The organism is Streptomyces sp. NBC_00210, assembly GCF_045160975.1.
In the GTDB taxonomy this organism is placed as follows: Bacteria; Actinomycetota; Actinomycetes; order Streptomycetales; family Streptomycetaceae; genus Streptomyces.
Window position 1 is genome coordinate 7,440,096 of sequence record NZ_CP108120.1, and the last position, 16,006, is coordinate 7,456,101.

15 protein-coding genes are annotated in these 16,006 nt (G+C 70.2%); 8 read left to right on the forward strand and 7 right to left on the reverse strand.

All coding sequences use genetic code 11. The annotated features are described in order from the left end of the window. The 3 genes from OG729_RS33735 to OG729_RS33745 all read left to right on the forward strand — a co-directional run bounded on the left by OG729_RS33735 (nucleotide 1) and on the right by OG729_RS33745 (nucleotide 1,808). Nucleotides 1-438 (forward strand): DUF4442 domain-containing protein, encoded by a 438-nt coding sequence (locus OG729_RS33735; protein WP_360871007.1) that lies wholly within the window; start codon nucleotides 1-3, stop codon nucleotides 436-438. 127 nt (nucleotides 439-565) lie between these two features. Next, the gene (locus OG729_RS33740) at nucleotides 566-1,225 is read left to right on the forward strand and encodes a DedA family protein (protein WP_360870560.1); all 660 of its coding nucleotides are present in this window, start codon (nucleotides 566-568) and stop codon (nucleotides 1,223-1,225) included. A gap of 49 nt (nucleotides 1,226-1,274) precedes the next feature. Then, nucleotides 1,275-1,808 (forward strand): gamma carbonic anhydrase family protein, encoded by a 534-nt coding sequence (locus OG729_RS33745; RefSeq protein ID WP_405809697.1) that lies wholly within the window; start codon nucleotides 1,275-1,277, stop codon nucleotides 1,806-1,808. 107 nt (nucleotides 1,809-1,915) lie between these two features. Here OG729_RS33745 and OG729_RS33750 read toward each other — a convergent pair whose 3' ends face one another. Continuing rightward, a complete protein-coding gene (locus OG729_RS33750) occupies nucleotides 1,916-2,422 on the reverse strand; it encodes an ATP-binding protein (protein WP_360870566.1) in 507 nt (168 codons plus the stop codon). 138 nt (nucleotides 2,423-2,560) lie between these two features. Between OG729_RS33750 and OG729_RS33755 the strand changes: the two genes are divergently transcribed. Continuing rightward, nucleotides 2,561-5,389 (forward strand): LuxR C-terminal-related transcriptional regulator, encoded by a 2,829-nt coding sequence (locus OG729_RS33755; protein WP_405809699.1) that lies wholly within the window; start codon nucleotides 2,561-2,563, stop codon nucleotides 5,387-5,389. A 253-nt stretch (nucleotides 5,390-5,642) separates the two neighbouring features. Here the strand turns inward: OG729_RS33755 and OG729_RS33760 are convergent, their stop codons facing one another. The 5 genes from OG729_RS33760 to OG729_RS33780 form a co-directional block, all read right to left on the reverse strand. Further along, the gene (locus OG729_RS33760) at nucleotides 5,643-6,917 is read right to left on the reverse strand and encodes a cytochrome P450 (protein WP_405811375.1); all 1,275 of its coding nucleotides are present in this window, start codon (nucleotides 6,915-6,917) and stop codon (nucleotides 5,643-5,645) included. 14 nt (nucleotides 6,918-6,931) lie between these two features. Next, nucleotides 6,932-7,549 carry a GTP-binding protein gene (locus OG729_RS33765; RefSeq protein ID WP_405809701.1) on the reverse strand — a complete coding sequence of 206 codons (618 nt, stop codon included), beginning with the start codon at nucleotides 7,547-7,549 and terminating at the stop codon, nucleotides 6,932-6,934. After that, a complete protein-coding gene (locus OG729_RS33770) occupies nucleotides 7,530-7,889 on the reverse strand; it encodes a DUF742 domain-containing protein (RefSeq protein ID WP_405809703.1) in 360 nt (119 codons plus the stop codon). Before OG729_RS33770 ends, OG729_RS33765 begins: the two co-directional genes overlap by 20 nt. Beyond that, the gene (locus OG729_RS33775; RefSeq protein ID WP_405809705.1) at nucleotides 7,886-8,305 is read right to left on the reverse strand and encodes a roadblock/LC7 domain-containing protein; all 420 of its coding nucleotides are present in this window, start codon (nucleotides 8,303-8,305) and stop codon (nucleotides 7,886-7,888) included. The genes OG729_RS33770 and OG729_RS33775 overlap by 4 nt, the downstream gene beginning before the upstream one ends. A gap of 113 nt (nucleotides 8,306-8,418) precedes the next feature. Continuing rightward, complete coding sequence (locus OG729_RS33780) at nucleotides 8,419-9,879, reverse strand: sensor histidine kinase (protein ID WP_405809707.1); 1,461 nt, start codon at nucleotides 9,877-9,879, stop codon at nucleotides 8,419-8,421. A 324-nt stretch (nucleotides 9,880-10,203) separates the two neighbouring features. Between OG729_RS33780 and OG729_RS33785 the strand changes: the two genes are divergently transcribed. After that, a complete protein-coding gene (locus OG729_RS33785; protein ID WP_405809709.1) occupies nucleotides 10,204-10,947 on the forward strand; it encodes an acyltransferase in 744 nt (247 codons plus the stop codon). On the opposite strand, the gene OG729_RS33790 is transcribed toward OG729_RS33785, so the two are convergent. Next, the gene (locus tag OG729_RS33790) at nucleotides 10,944-11,810 is read right to left on the reverse strand and encodes an EamA family transporter (protein ID WP_405809710.1); all 867 of its coding nucleotides are present in this window, start codon (nucleotides 11,808-11,810) and stop codon (nucleotides 10,944-10,946) included. The genes OG729_RS33785 and OG729_RS33790 overlap by 4 nt on opposite strands. A 93-nt stretch (nucleotides 11,811-11,903) precedes the next feature. Here OG729_RS33790 and OG729_RS33795 point away from each other — a divergent pair, with 93 nt between their 5' ends. The 3 genes from OG729_RS33795 to OG729_RS33805 all read left to right on the forward strand — a co-directional run bounded on the left by OG729_RS33795 (nucleotide 11,904) and on the right by OG729_RS33805 (nucleotide 15,999). Further along, complete coding sequence (locus tag OG729_RS33795; RefSeq protein ID WP_360870590.1) at nucleotides 11,904-12,476, forward strand: XRE family transcriptional regulator; 573 nt, start codon at nucleotides 11,904-11,906, stop codon at nucleotides 12,474-12,476. A gap of 89 nt (nucleotides 12,477-12,565) precedes the next feature. After that, complete coding sequence (locus tag OG729_RS33800; protein WP_405809713.1) at nucleotides 12,566-13,129, forward strand: YbaK/EbsC family protein; 564 nt, start codon at nucleotides 12,566-12,568, stop codon at nucleotides 13,127-13,129. Between the two features lie 455 nt (nucleotides 13,130-13,584). Then, on the forward strand, nucleotides 13,585-15,999 hold the full coding sequence (locus tag OG729_RS33805) for an FxsB family cyclophane-forming radical SAM/SPASM peptide maturase (protein WP_405809714.1): 2,415 nt from the start codon (nucleotides 13,585-13,587) through the stop codon (nucleotides 15,997-15,999). Nucleotides 16,000-16,006 lie beyond the last annotated feature (7 nt).

Sequence of the window (16,006 nt, forward strand, 5' to 3'; positions counted from 1 at the left end):
ATGTCCGTCGGCGAGATGCTCGCCGCCACGGTCCCCATGGCCCGGACACTCAACCTGGAATTCCTGGAGACCACCGCAGAGCGTGCTGTCCTGCGCATGCCGGACCAGCCCGACTTCCACAACCATGTCGGCGGGCCGCACGCCGGAGCGATGTTCACGCTCGCCGAGTCGGCGAGCGGCGCGATCGTCATCGCGGCATTCGCCGACCAGATGGCGCGTGCCGTGCCGCTCGCTGTCAGGGCCGAAATCGGCTACAAGAAGCTGGCGATGGGCGAGGTCACGGCGACCGCCACCCTCGGCCGCCCGATCGCCGACGTGGTCGCGGAGCTGGACGCGGGCGAGCGGCCGGAATTCCCGGTCGAGATCGCCATCCAGCGCGCGGACGGCGCGGTGACCGGTGAGATGAGGATCATCTGGACGCTGCGCCCCAACGCCTGAGAGCCACCGAGGTGGCCCACTCCTCACGGCGGGGATCGCGGGTCACCAGGTAGGCTGCCCCGGCGCGCACCGGCACGGTCGCGCGCCGGGGCGGCCAGGCCCCGTGTGAACACGGGAGGAACAGGCGTTGCACGTCCAGGAGTGGCTCGAGACCGTTCCCGCGGTCAGTATCTACCTCCTGGTGGGGGTGGTCATCGGCCTTGAGAGCCTCGGCATCCCGCTGCCGGGCGAGATCGTCCTCGTCAGCTCGGCCCTGCTCGCCTCACAGCACGGTGAGGTCAATCCGTACATCCTCGGCGCCTGCGCCTCCGCGGGCGCGATCATCGGCGACTCGATCGGGTACGCCATCGGGCGCAAGGGCGGACGGCCGCTGCTGGCCTGGCTCGGCGGGAAGTTCCCCAAGCACTTCGGTGAGGCGCAGATCGCCATGGCCGAGCGCTCCTTCGAGAAGTGGGGCATGTGGGCCGTCTTCTTCGGCCGGTTCGTCGCCCTGCTGCGCATCTTCGCCGGGCCGCTCGCGGGCGTCCTGCGCATGCCGTACTGGAAGTTCCTCATCGCCAATGTCTTCGGCGGGATCCTCTGGGCGGGCGGCACCACCGCTGTCATCTACTCCGTCGGTGTCGTCGCCGAGGCATGGCTCAAGCGGTTCTCCTGGCTGGGTCTCGTCCTGGCCGTGCTGATCGGGCTCACCTCGATGCTGGTGCTCAAGAGCCGCGCCAAGAAGGCTGCCGCGCAGGCGCAGGCCTCTTCGGCGACCGAGCCGGAGACCGTGCCGGCCGCCGACTGAGCGGCCCGGCACGTACGCCCGGACGCTGAACAGAGAAAAGGACAAGGCGATGGCAGCAGAGGCACTGATCGCTTCAGTGGGCGGCAAGGCGCCGAGCATTGCGCCCGATGCCTTCACCGCTCCCACGTCCGTCGTGATCGGCGACGTCACCATGGCCGCGGGCGCCAGCGTCTGGTACCACACGGTGCTGCGCGCCGACTGCGGGCCGATCGTTCTCGGTGCCGACACCAACATCCAGGACAACTGCACGGTGCATGTCGACCCGGGCTTCCCGGTCACCGTCGGTGAGCGTGTGTCGGTCGGTCACAATGCCGTGATCCACGGCTGCACCATCGAGGACGACGTACTGGTAGGGATGGGCGCCACCGTCCTCAACGGCGCGCACATCGGCGCGGGCTCACTGATCGCGGCGCAGGCCCTCGTGCCGCAGGGGATGCGTGTGCCGCCGGGCTCGCTGGTCGCGGGCGTACCCGCCAAGGTCAAGCGCGAGCTGACCGAGGAGGAGCGCGAGGGCATCAAGCTGAACGCGGCGATGTATCTGCAGCTGGCCAAGGGTCACCGCGAGGCGACCCAGATCGACTGAGCCGGGTCGGAGCCCGACGGCCAGGGCTGACTCACGTGCAGGGTCGACGCGCCGGAGGGCCCAGAGCCCGACACATAGAGGGCCGGAAGAACCCGACACCCAGCCCTTCAGTGTGTCGGGCGCGCGCCCGTGCCCCGCGCGGCTCCGGTGCGCCGAGACATCTGAGGCATCACGATCTCCGCTGCCACCACACTGCCCGCCTCCAGGCGGAGCGTCGTGATGCGGGTCGCGTAGGCGTCGACGATCGAGAGGCCATGGCCGCAGTCGGCATGGGCGTCCAGGGGCTCCTGCCGCCGCACCGGGCGGTGCTTCCACTGACCGCCGTCCCTGACCTCCGTCGTCAAGGTGTTGCCCGTGACCTTTATGGCCACGGCCACCCACGGGCTGCCGCTGTGCAGCACCACGTTGCTGACCAACTCGGTGACTATCACGGCGAGCGCGTCGTGGCAGTCCTTCTCCAGGCGCCACCGGCGTGCCACTGCACGGGCGAAATGTCTCAGCGTGCGCGCGGCTTCCGGCGTCGCCGACATCGCACACTGGGCCAGACCCGAGATTCCGCCATGCGGCACGCGGCCGGACGACGGACTGTGGGATGACTCCTCTGATGCGATCACGACGGCTCCTTATCGCTCAGGTGGACGCCCGAGCCCTGCTCTACGCTCGGGGTCACGCCTTGTCGGCGCAATTGGGGAGACTGAAGTACGGATACCTAAAGAAATGAAATGCCCGGAAATGTCGAGGAGGGTGAGGCGGTGAGTACGCTCAGTGACCAAGCCTGGGAGCGCTGGCTGAAACAGACGCTCGCTCATCCCACGCGCGAGCCGGCGCTGCTGCTGATCGAGGGTCCGGCCGGAACCGGCAAGAGCCGGCTCGTCGACCGGCTGATCGAGGCTGCGGAGACCGGTCCTTGGCCGCGCATCGTGCTGACCTTCACCGCCTCCGGCGTCGCACTGGCGCACCACCCGGTCCGCACTGCCCGCAACGACCCGGCCCGTACCGACGTGGGCAACGGCCGCACCGCCGGGCGCGTACGCAACGAGCCGCTGCCGCCGCGCGTCCACCGGGACGCCGGCGGCCTCGCCGAGGATCTCGATGCCCTGCTGGACTCCGACGGCCCGGTGCTGCTGATCGCCGAAGACGTCCACCGCGCCGAACCGGACAGCCAGGAGCTGCTGCGGCGTCTCCTCGAGCGCCCGCCCGCCGGCCTCGCCGGCGTGCTTTCCTACCGCCCCGAGGAGCTGGCCCAGCCCGGTCTTGTGCTGGGCCGCGCCGTCACCTATCCGGCCCGGCTCTCCCTGCTGCGCATACGCCTCGAAGCGCTGGACGCCGACCAGGTCCGGCAACTGGTCGAGGAACGGCTCGGCGCCGAGTCCTGCCCCCCGGATCTTGTCGCCCGAATCCATGAACGCTCCGCCGGAGTCCCACAGGTCGTCGTCGACCTGGTGCGCCAGCTGGAGGACGTGTGCGGCCCCAAGGAGCGGTACACAGCCAGGGACGTCGACGTCACGGGGACCCCCGTACGGCTGGCCGAGCTGGTACTCGGCCGCCTCGCCGCGCTGCCGCAGGAGCACCGAGCTGTCGTCCTCGCGGCGGCGGTGCTCGACGAGCCGAGCAGCGCGGAAGCTCTGTACGCGGTGGCCGCGCTGCCCGCCGACACCGGCCGTCAGGCCCTCGTCGCCGCGCTGCGCCGAGCCGTACTGCAGGAGACCGGCCGGGATCTGTACGCCTTCCCCTCGCCGCTAGCGGGCACCGCCGTGTACCGGGAGCTGCCCGGACCGCTCCGGCAGGAGATGCACCGTCGCGCGGCCGCCGTCCTCGCGAACCGGCAGCCGGTGCCCTGGGCGCGGCTTGCCGCACACCGGCACCGCGGCGGCCAGTTCCGTGCCTGGCTGAAGGCCGTCGAGCGGGCCGCACTGCAGTGCACCGAAGCCGGCGAACACCAGACGGCGATGGACCTGCTGGAACAGGCACTGTCCCATCCCGCCGTCCCGCGGGAGGTGCGCGCCCGCCTCGCGCCGCTGCTGGCCCACAGTGCGGTGCTGGGGCTGCACACCGACCAGACGGTGCAAGTGCTGCGGCAGATCCTTGACGATCAGTCGCTGCCCCCTGCCGTGCGCGGTCAGATCCGGCTCGACCTGGGGCTCGTCCTGTACAACCAGGCGGGCATGGGGCTGCAGGGCTGGGTGGAGCTCGAGCAGGCCGTCGACGAGCTTGCGGAACGGCCTCCGCTGGCCGCGCGTGCCATGTCGGCGCTTGCCATGCCCGTCATGTCCGCGGTTCCGCTGGAACGCAATCTGCACTGGCTGGAGAGGGTCAAGGAGGTGGCGGCGCGCAGCGACGACGCCGAGGTGCGCACGGCCGTCGCGGCCAACTGCATCGCCGTCATGCTGGAGATCGGCGATCCGTCGGCCTGGGACGTCCTCGACCGGCTGCGCACCGACACCGACCACACCGACCGGCTGCCGCACGTGGCCCGGGGCCTTGTGAACGGGGCGGACGCCGCCCTGTGGCTGGGACATCTGCAGCGCGTTCCGGAACTGCTGGCGGAGGGGCTGGACCTGGCGACCCGCAGCGGAGCCTCCTATGTCGAACAGGACGGGCGGGGCAGCGTCCTGCTGCTCGACTGGATCACCGGCCGGTGGGCCGGTCTGTCCGGCCGGGCACGGGCCTTCGTCGCCGAGACCGGCGTCATGCCCGGGCCCGCCGCCGACGCCAGGATCGTGCTCGGCAACCTCGCCCTGGCCCAGGGCGAATGGCAGCAGATGGCGGCCTGGCTCTCGGGCGACGGGCATCCGCTGCCCGTCGGCTCCCCGCTGCCGCATGTGGCCGCTGCCGCCGGCGCGCTGGTTCGTACCGCCCTGGCTCGCGGAGACTTCGACACCGCCGCCTCCGAAGCGGCGGACGCCTGGGACAGGCTGCGCGCCAAGGGTGTCTGGGTGTGGGCGGCGGAACTCGCGCCCTGGGCCGTTGAGGCCACCGCCCGCGCGGGCCGCCGTCAGACGGCGGAGGAGATGATCGCCGAGTTCGAGAGCGGGCTGAGGGGAGATCCGGCGCCCGCCGCCACGGCCGCACTCCACTGGTGTCGTGGCGTCCTGCTGGAGGCGGGGGACGAACCGGCCAAGGCTGTGCCGCACTTCCGCGAGGCCGCCGCCGCGTATGTCGAGATGCCCAGGCCGTACGCCGCCATCCTCACCACCGAGGCGGCCGCCCGGTGTGTGCTGGAGTCCGGGGAGGACGGCGAATCCGCGGCCGGTGCCGTGGAGGATCTCGCCAACTGCGTTCAGCAGCTCAGTGACCTGGGCGCGGGATGGGACGCCGCACGCGTACGGGCGACACTCCGTGCCCACCAGCCCGCGGCCGAACAGCGCCCTCGCGGCCGCCCCAGCTACGGTGACCAGCTCTCCCCGCGTGAGCAGGAGGTCATCGACCTGGCATCGGCGGGACTCACCAACCGGGAGATCGCGGCCACCCTGCACCTGTCGCCGCGCACCGTGGAACAGCATGTCTCCCGGGCCAGGCGCAAGCTCGAAGCGCAGTCCCGGCAGTCCCACAACCGGACCCGGACAAACCGTCCCACGTGAATTTTTTACGTATCCGTAGATCCCTTGCACGGATAGGCGTGTCTCGGTATGCGGTCATAGCTTCCAGGGACCGAAAGCGGAACGCACCGTTGCCGTCTCCCACCACGGCAGCCCGAGTGCCCGCGTCGGTGCTGTGCCCGGGGAGCCGGACGGCCGGGCGAGTGCCGCGCCACACCCCCACCGCTGTGGCTGCCGCTCGTTGAGGCGCGAGGGGCCCGGCCCCCGGGGACAGCAACTCAGGGTGTGCCCACCGTCACGGCACAACCGGCGTGAACCGCACCGGTAGCGAGGTCAGGCCACGCATCCAGATCGACGGACGCCAGCTGAGCTCGTCGGGCTCCACCGCAAGCACCACATCGGGCAACTGCTCCAGCAGCGTCTCGACCGCCGTACGCGCGATCACGTCCGCGAGCAACGGTGCCGGATAGGGGCAGCGGTGCTCGCCGTTGCCGAAGGACAGGTGGGCCCAGTTCTCGGCCCCGGTATACCCCTCGGGCCAGATCTGCGGATCGGTGTTGGCGGCCGCGAGCCCCAGCACCAGACAGTCGCCCGCCCGGATCTGCCGGCCGCCGAGCAGGGTGTCGCGCACCGCCCAGCGTCCGATGAAGTTCTGCACCGGGGTGTCCAGCCACAGGACCTCGTTCAGAGCCTGGCCGACACTGAGGCGACCGCCGGACACATTGAGCGCGAAGCGATCGTCGGTCAACAGCAGACGCAGCGTGTTGCAGATCCAGTTGGCGGTCGGCTGCTGGGCGCCGACGATGATCGAGACGAGGTCCTGCACGGTCTCCTCGTCGGTGAGAGGGGCCGGATGCGCCAGCATCCTTGATGTGACATCCGGGCCCGGGGTGCCACGCTTGTCCTTCACCAGGCGCTGGATGCGTTCCCGGACCCGTCCGAACGCGGCCACCGGGTCGTCGCCCTCGGCGGCGTCGAGCGCGATTCGCAGGTCCCGCACCAGATCGTCGGTGTCCGCGCCCCGGGCGGGCATTCCGCACATCAGGACGGCCGCCCGCATCGGCAGTGCATGCGCGTACGCGGCCATCAGCTCGGCCCGGCCGCTGCCGGCGAAGGAGTCGATCAGCTGCTCGGCGATCTGCCTGCACCAGTGGGCCAGTTCGAACTGGTCCACCCCCTCCAGCGTCTCGGTGATGACGCCCGCGCGCCGCTGGTGCACGGCCCCTTCCGTGAACAGTACGGAGGGCTGGTGACCGACGAACGGCATCAGCGGCCAGTCGGCGGGGATGGCGCCCCACTGGTTCCAGCGCCGGGAGTCGCGGGCGAACAGCTCGTCGTGGCCGGTCACACAGGTGACCTCCGCATAGCCGAGCACCAGCCAGGCGGGGATGTCGCCGTCCAGCAGGATGGGTGCGACCGCGCCGTGCTCCTGGCGCATCGAGGGATACAGCCGGGACGGCGACTGCTGGTACTCCAGGCCGCTGAGCGGGACGGCGCCCGCGTGGGCGGGGCAGCCCGGCGGCGCGGGAACGGGTCCGGTGGGGTCGGTCGGTGCGGTGGGGCCGGTCAGTCCGGTGGGGTCGGTCACGGTGTCATCTCCCGGGCCATGGCCAGTTCATGGAGGTGGTCGACAAGGCTGATCAGGACGTACTTGCCGGACGAGCGGACCCGTGCGTCGCAGTCGATCAACGGGATGTGCCGGGGCAGCGACAGGGCCTGGCGTATCTCGTCGAGCGAGAAGGCGGCCAGATCGTCGCCGAAGCGGTTGACCGCGACCACGAACGGCGTGTTGTGGTGTTCCAGGCGGTCGATGGCGTACCAGGAGTCGCTCATCCGCCGGGTGTCGACCAGGACGACGGCGCCGAGCGTGCCCGAGAAGAGCCGGTCCCACAGGAACCAGAACCGTTCCTGCCCCGGTGCTCCGAACAAGTAGAGGACCGTGCGGTCGTTCAGGCTGATCCGGCCGAAGTCGAAGGCCACGGTCGTGGTGGTCTTGGTGGCGGCCGTACCGGCCGCCTCGTCGATGCCTGTGCCCGCCTGCGTCATCACCTCTTCGGTGTTCAGCGGGCGGATCTCGCTGACCGACCTGACCAGGGTGGTCTTGCCAACGCCGAAGCCGCCCACGATGACGATCTTCAGACCGGTCTCGGCGGTGTCGCCCAGCGGGGTACGGGCGGGCAGCTCAGAGGTTGCGGAGTCCATGGAGCACCTCCTTCAGGAGGGTCGAGTCGGCCAGGCAGGCTGGGGAGCGGGGGTCCTGCGGATGGCGTGCGGTGATGCGCCCCGTCGCGAGGAGATCGCCGAGGAGGATCCGTACCACCGTCACCGGCAGCTTCAGCTCCGCGGAGATCTCGACGACCGCGGCCGGATGGCGGCACATGTCGAGGATCCGTACGTGCTCGGACTGCATGCCCGGCGACGGATTGCACTCGCTGACGATCAGCGTCACCAGGTCGAGGGAGTCGTCGTCGGCGCGGCTGCGGCCGCCGGTGACGGTGTAGAGCCGGTCCGGATCACCCGTGTCGACCGGGCGGCGGGTCATGAGAGAGGGCTCTGCGGGTACGGCACACGCGGCGCCGCCCGCAGATGCTCGCCGATCTGCTCGACCAACTCCGTCATGTGGTGGCCGACCACGCCGGGATCCGCGGCGTCATCGGCCACCACCGCCAGATGCGCGCCGTCGCCCGCCTCCACGATGAGCAGCAGTCCGCCGTGGAACTCGGTCATCGAATGCCGTACGCCGCCGCTGCCGTAGCCGAACTCGATCGAGGCGCCCTGCGCGAGCGCTTGGATGCCGGAACAGATCGCGGCCAGCTGATCGGCCTGGTCGAGCGTCAGATGCCCGCTCCAGCACAGCTTCAGCCCGTCGCGCGAGAGCACCAGCGCGTGCCGGGTTCCGGGGGTGCGTTCCAACAGGCTTTCCAGAAGCCAGGTGAGGCTGTTGTCAGTGGTCTGCATCGTGTGCGTGGGGCGGGTGTTGCCCGGTAGGTCCGGGCACCGGCCCGTGCCTCCTTGTCTCACGTTCTCGTACGGGGATGGGCGCCGGTGGGCGCCGGGCGGGGGTCTGGGTCCTACTGCTCCGCGACCTTGCGCGAGCGGTGGAAGGCGCCGAACCGGGCGCCGACATCACGGGCGGGCGAGTCACCGACTTCGGCAGGCGCGGCAGGCTCGGGGCGGCCGCGGTCGGCGGCGGCCATCGTGCGTCCCGGCGGCCGCACCGGCAGCCCGTTCGCGGTCGCCACCTGCCCTGCGGCCCGCGAGGGGATCTCGGTCCCGGGAGTGGGGCCGGGCGGGACCGAACCGGTTCCGGAGGCGGTCGGCACGTCAGGCACCCATACGTCCAGAGCAGGCGGGTCCAGAGCCGGCGGGTCCGGGGCCGGCCGCCGGGTGACCGGCTCGGGGACGGTGCTGCGCGGCTGCGCGAGCAACTGCGGCGGGAACAGCACCACGACACCTGTGCCGCCGCGTGACGAGGGCCGGAAGTTGACGCTCATGCGGTACTTGGCGGCCAGCCGGCCGACCACGACCAGGCCCAGCCGGGTGCCCTGCAGCGCGGCAAGGTCCGTGACCCGCCCGGAGACGGCCTCCTCGGCGCGCCGCAGGGCGGCGTCGGCCATCTTCAGACCGCTGTCCTCGACGGTGACGACGAGACCCCCGGTGCGCTCCTCGACATAGACGTGGACCTCGTCGATCGGCGGTGAGAAGTTCGCGGCGTTGTCCATCAGCTCGGCCAGCAGGTGCATCACGCCCTCGGCGGCGAACCCGGCGACCGCGGCGGTGCTGGACGAGTGCAGCCGCACCCGCTGATAGGCGGCGATCCGGCCCACCGCGCCGCGCAGAATGCTCTCCATGCCGATCGGCTTGTTCCACGCCCGGCTCGCCCGGCCCCCCATCAGCAGGGCGAGACGGTCGGTCAGCAGTCCCAGCTGCGAGGTGTTGTGGTCGAGCCGGAGGAGATCCCCGAACACCTCTTCGCTGTGACGATCCTGCATCTCGCGCAGATCGGCGAGCATGCTTACGGCTTTTGCCTGCACCCGGCTCAGCGCCTTGGCGCTCGCGACCTGGGCGGCCGCCGCACGACGCTCACTGGTGGCGAGCTCCCGTACCGCCGCCTCCAGCAGCGCCCGCAGCCGCGCCTCGGAGGGGCGTTCCAGTTCGGCGAGTACGGTCTCGGCCGACGCTCCCCGGCGCAGATGCGCGACCGCGGCGGGCAGGGTCACCTTCGTCAGCCGGTCCAGACCGTCGGCCCTCTGGGCCAACTGGCGGTGCGCCGCGCGCAGTTCACCGTCGGTGGTGGCGGCTTCGCCGTGCAGTCGCCGGGTCGTGAGCAGGGCGGCGGCCACTGTCACGGCCAGACAGAGCCAGGCGGCCGAGACGGTGCCCGCGACCAAGCTGCGGGCTGCCTGCGGAGCCGCCGCGATCACCGCGCCTCCGATGGCAGCGGCTGTGGCGAGCGAGGCGGCCGGAACGGCGAGCGGTAATGGCCGTGATGTGCGTATCCGGTGCGGTTTCGGGGCGACTGGCGCAGGCATTTCCGCGATCCCTCGCTGTTCGAGTGCGGGAAGAACAGACGGGCCGACCGGCACGTGGCGGCGACACATACGCGGGTGTGAAACCGAGTTGACGGTGATCGTCCGGGCGCATGCGGCGCTCATGTTATGCGCGAGCCGGAGCCGGCGAGTCCGGATGCGACCGACTACCCACAGAACGGAGGACTTGGGCCCGAACCGGCTGCCTGCGGGCCGGTAACCGTGGTATTCGGCAGAATTCCGCCGACCGGTGATCGGCGCGGCGTGGGGTGAACATCACAGCCCGCCCGAGCGATCGGGCCAGGTCGGGCCGACTACCGTGTGCGGGTGCCGAAGAACAGAAACACGTTCTCATCGCTCGCCGGCTGGCGGCGACGAGTCCTCGCGCGCGCGGTCCACCAAGGCTGGCGCTGGGTGCAGGAGGCGGGCGCCGTCACCGCCGAGCACCCCGGACGGTTGCGCTTCCGCCGCCTCGGCTCCGGCACCCGACTCGCCTTTCCGCAGGGCACGGTGTTCGGCGAGGCATGGATCGAGCTCGGCGAGCACTGCATCATCGCCGAGCAGGTCACGCTCACGGCCGGGATGATGCCGGGCCTGGACCTGGGAGCAGACCCCATCCTGACGCTGGGCAACGGCGTCGTACTCGGCCGCGGCAGCCATGTCATCGCCGACACGAGGGTGACCATCGGCTCGGACACGTACTGCGGTCCGTACGTCTACATCACCTCCACCAACCACAGCTACGACGACCCGCACGAGCCGGTCGGCAAGCAGTGGCCGCGCACCGAGCCGGTGGAGATCGGCCCTGGTTGCTGGCTGGGCACGGGCGCGGTGATCCTGCCCGGCGCGCGGCTGGGCCGCAATGTGGTGGTCGCTGCGGGCGCTGTCGTACGGGGAGAGGTCCCCGACCACTCGGTCGTGGCCGGTGCCCCCGCCCGCGTCGTACGGAGCTGGGATCCGGTCCGCGGCTGGCAGCCTCCGCTGCGTACGCCGGCGCCGGTGCCCATTCCAGAGGGCGTCACGCCCGAACAGCTGCTGGCGCTGGCGGAGTTGGACCCGGACAGGCCCTAACCGCCGGCCAGCAGCACCGTGCCCACCAGGGCGAGCCCCGCGCCCGTCGCCTGGACCAGGCGCAGCCGCTCCTTGAGGAGTACGAGCGCGGCAAGCACCGTCACTACGGGGTAGAGGTTGGCGAGTACGGCGGCGACGGTGACCGGACCGTGCTGCGCGGCGATGGAGTACGTGCCGTTGGCCGCGACATCCGCGAGGCCGACGAAGGCGAGCGCCGGGAGCGAGGACAGGATGATCCGCATCCCGCCGTCCTCGGGCAGCGCCCGCCCGCCGCGCCGCACCGAGACGTACAAAGCCGCGCCGCCGACCGCCACATTGGTGACGCGCTGTACGAAGAGCGCGAGGAAGAGCCCGGTGATGGTCGTCGAGGCCTCGGCGATCAGGCTCATGACCGCGCCGAAGCCGAAGGCGGCGAGGAGGGTCAGAAGGATCGCCTGACGCTGCACGGGCGCGCCCCGCAGCTCGGGCCCGCCCGCAAGGACGATGCCGGCCACGGCCACCGCGATGCCCGCGAACTGCAGCAGCCCGGGCCGCTCGCCGATGAGCAGGCCGACGCCGATGGGCACGGCGACACCCAGTGAGCCCAGCGGTGAGACGACACCCATCGGGCCGAGGGCGAGGGCCTTGTAGAAGGAGAGCATTGCCACCGGGCCGACGGCGCCCGCCGCGACTGCGTACCAGAGCTGGGGTCCCGCCTCCTGCCAGCCGCCGGTGGCCACGACGATCGAGCCGAGGACGACCACCGCGATCGACTGCGAGGCGACAACGACCGTGAGGGCCGGCGCACGTCGCGTCAGCAGTCCGCCGCCGAAGTCGGCCAGCCCCCACAGGAGGCTGGTGGCCAGGGCGAACAGTGCGGTCATGGGGAGCCTCGCAGTACAGTGCAGTGAACGTTTGAGTGCACCACACCGTAGTGCACTGTATTGGACTCTGTCATCCAGAATATTGGACGGAATGTGTCGGACCTCGACCAGCTCACGCAGTCGCTCGCCCGCAATCTCAAGCGCTGGCGCGGCGAACGGGGGCTCACGCTCGACGCTCTCGCCGCCCGTTCCGGGGTCAGTCGCGGCATGATCATCCAGATCGAGCAGGCGCGTACGAATCCGAGCGTCGGGACCACGGTGAAGCTCGCCGACGCCCTCGGCGTCAGCATCACCACGCTCCTCGACTACGAGCAGGGTCCGCAGGTCCGCGTCGTGCCCCCCGAGCAGGCCGTACGCATGTGGTCCACCTCGACCGGCAGCTTCACCACGCTGCTGGTCGGCACCGAGGGCCGCGGGCCCCTCGAAATGTGGTCGTGGCGGCTGATGCCCGGCGACCGGAGCGAGTCCGACCCGCACCCCGACGGCACGATCGAGCTGCTTCATGTCACTGCGGGCGAGCTCACCCTCGTCGTCGACGGTGAGGCGCACGCCATGCCGGCCGGGACCTCGGCGACCTTCGAGGCGAATGTGGCGCACGCCTATCGCAACGACGGCGAGGAGACGGTCGAGATGACGATGGCGGTTTCCATCCCACCCGTACGCTGATCCCGTCCGTACGCTGATCCGGTCGTGCCGTCGCCCGTACTCCGAGACGGTCAACCGTCCGTCGGAACGGCGCTGTTAGCGTGACGCGCATGCGCGCACCCATCGGAAACTTCACCGACGCCCGGCCCGCCGTCGACTGCCTCGACCTGCTCGTGCGCCCGGTCGCCGACGCCGTGCGCGCCTGGAGCGGCGACATCCCTGTCGAGCAGCTGATCCACGTCGACACCGATCCGGAGATCGCGGACACCGCGGTCTTCGTGGAGCACTACGGGCAGGGGCTGCTCGAGCAGTCGGCGAACTGCGTCGTCGTGGCGGGCAAGCGGGGCGCCGAGTCCACGCTCGCCGCATGCCTCGTCCTGTCCAGCACACGTGTCGACGTCAATGGTGTCGTCCGTAAGCAACTGGCGGCGCGCAAGGCGTCGTTCGCCTCGATGGACGCCGCGACCGGCGAGACCGGCATGGAGTACGGCGGCATCACACCCATTGGGCTGCCTGCCGACTGGCCGCTGTTGATCGACTCGCGGGTGGTCGACATGGAGTGGGTGCTGATCGGGAGCGGGCGACGGCGGGGAAAGCTCATCGTGCCCGGCAAGGCCTTCGCCGGGCTACCGGGCGCCGTCGTCCTGGCAGGACTTGGAATTTCGGCGGCTTGACCGCCTCTTGAATGTGGCGCGGACGCGTGGCGGCAAAATAGGGTATGCGTCACCCGGATGGCCTCTCGAAAGTATGGCCTGACTGGGTACTCCCAGAACTTTTGCGGCAGTTTTCCCGTTGACGCGGGGGAGGCGTATGTCGTGACGAAATGTCCGAATCGCTGGATTCGTTCATCATAGGGAGAGTCGTGGCTGCATCTCCGCTGCCATGAGTCGTCCGTACAACCGAAAGGCGCTCAATGGACACTGCTCTTGTCTCCGCTGTCGGCAGGCCCGGGCCAGCACCCCGTGGCCAGGCTACCCACAGGGTGCCATTGGCCAAACGGCCTGCCGCTCAGACCGGTGGGGACCTGCCCGCGTCGGTCAGTCGTCTGCTGTCGACCAGTGATCGGCCGAGTCCGTTGGTTGTTGCTGCCTTTCAGTCGTCGGTCTGAGTGACCGGACAGACCCCGGCCATGGACCGGCCACTGCCATCACTGAGTCAGTTTGTGCTGAAGGTGCACAGCCGCTGCGATCTCGCCTGCGATCACTGTTACGTCTATGAGCACGCAGATTCGAGCTGGCGTGGTCGGCCCAGGGCAATGTCGGAAAAGATCATGGAAAAGACGGCGGACCGTATTGGGGAGCACGCCAGGAATCACGGGCTTTCCATGGTCCACGTCGTATTACATGGCGGAGAACCATTGCTGGCGGGGCCGATTCGACTGCGAAAAGCCGCAGCGGAGCTGAACCGCGCGTTAGCCGGTGTGTGTGCGCTGGATCTTCGCATCCACACCAATGGCGTCCTGCTCGACGAACGCTTCTGTGATCTCTTTGCCGAACTGGACATCAAAGTCGGTGTCTCGCTCGACGGTGACAAGGCGGCGAACGACCGTCATCGCCGCTACGCGGACGGAAGGAGCAGCCACCCGCAGGTGCTGCGGGCGGTGGAGCTGCTCAACCGGCCCCAGTACCGGCCGTTGTTCGCGGGACTGCTCTGCACCATCGACATCGAGAACGATCCCGTCGCGGTGTACGACGCACTGCTCGCTCTTGATCCTCCACGCATCGATTTTCTGCTGCCCCATGCGACCTGGGACGTGCCACCGCCCCGTCCCGCCGGATCGGCCACGCCCTATGCCGACTGGCTCGATGTCATCTACCGCCGCTGGGACGGTACGGGACGACCGGTCCCGGTGCGTACCTTCGACTCCGTACTGCGCACACTGCATGGCCGGAGCAGCCTGACCGAGTCGATGGGCCTGGCTCCTGCCGATCTCGTGGTGATCGAGACCGACGGCTCGTTCGAGCAGGCCGATTCGCTCAAAACTGCTTACGACGGCGCGCCTGTCACCGGCATGGATGTCATCGCGAACTCCCTGGACGAGGTGCTTGAGCACCCCGGAATGCTCGCCCGCCAGGGGGGAGTCGAGGAGCTGAGCGAACAGTGCCGCAGCTGCCCGGTGGTCACCTCCTGCGGCGGCGGCCTCTATGCCCACCGCTACCGGACGGGCAACGGCTTCGACAACCCTTCCGTGTTCTGCCCGGACCTGATGGAACTGATCATGAATATCCGAGACAGCGAAACTTCCGCACCATCCCGGCCCGTGGCCGCTGTGCCGCTGGCGGAACTCGCTGAACTCGACGAGCTGGCAGCGGGGTTCGGCAGCGCGGAAACCGTGGCCCGGATGGCGGCGGCCCAGCTCGAACTCAACCGTGAACTGCTTCGCGCGGTGAGCGAGCGCGTCGCGCGGGACGACAGCATTGCGGCCGCGGCCTGGGAGCTGCTGAGCGAGCTGGACGGGGAGCACCCCGAAGCGCTGGACTCGGTGGTGGGCCATCCGTACACGCGGCCCTGGGCGCTGCGCATCCTGGAGGGCCGCGCACCGGCGACCATCGCCCCGGGGCTCGCGGAACTCGCTGCCGCCGGGGCGTTGCGGGCGCGGAAGGCGGGCACCGTCGTCGTTCCCGTGCGTGACGGACTGCTGAGGCTGCCGGGCCTGGGCGCCGTGGCCCTCTCCGCCGACGCCGGATACGCCGAAGTGGCCGCAGGTGCCGATGACTTCACCGTACGGGCCGCGGGCCGGGTGCTGCGGATCGGCTGGGACGAAGGGATGGACGGGCTCACCCCGCACTGGCAGCCCGTACGCGTCGTGGAACTGCCGAACTGGGCCGTGGCGTTGGAGGACACCGACCCGCTGCGCGACTCCCATCAGTGGCCGGTCGCGGGGCGGCTGTCCGCCGGAGAGGCCAAGGGGTGGGCGGCGGACCTGACGGCGGCCTGGTCACTGATCTGTCGTCAACTGCCGGTGTACGCACCCGGTTTGACCGCCGGTCTGCGAGTCATCACGCCGCTGCACGCTCCGGACGACGGCGAGGTCAGTGCCGCGTCCAAGGAGGCCTTCGGGGCGATCGGCGCGGCGCGGCCCGACTCGCCCGATCAGCTGGCGCTGCTCATCATCCATGAGTTTCAGCATGTGAAACTGGGTGCGGTCCTGGATACGCACGACCTGTACGACCCCGCGGACTGTCGCACGTTCTACGCGCCCTGGCGCAGGGATCCGCGGCCGCTGGCGGGTCTGATCCAGGGCACGTACGCGCATATCGCGGTGACGGACTTCTGGCGGGTGCGGCGGCTGGACGCGGAGGGCGAAGCGGCGCGGACGGCGGAGGCGCAGTTCGCACGCTGGCGTCAGCAGACCACCGAGGCGATCGATGTGCTGGCCGGGTCCGGCGCGCTGACGGAACTGGGCGAACGGTTCGTGGCGGGGATGGCGAGCACGGCGCACGGATGGTCGGTCGAGCCCGTCTCGTCTGCGGCGTTGTCCAAGGCCACGAGCGCGGCTGCACGGCATCGCGCCGACTGGCAGGCCCGGAATTCGATCAACTAGCTCAATT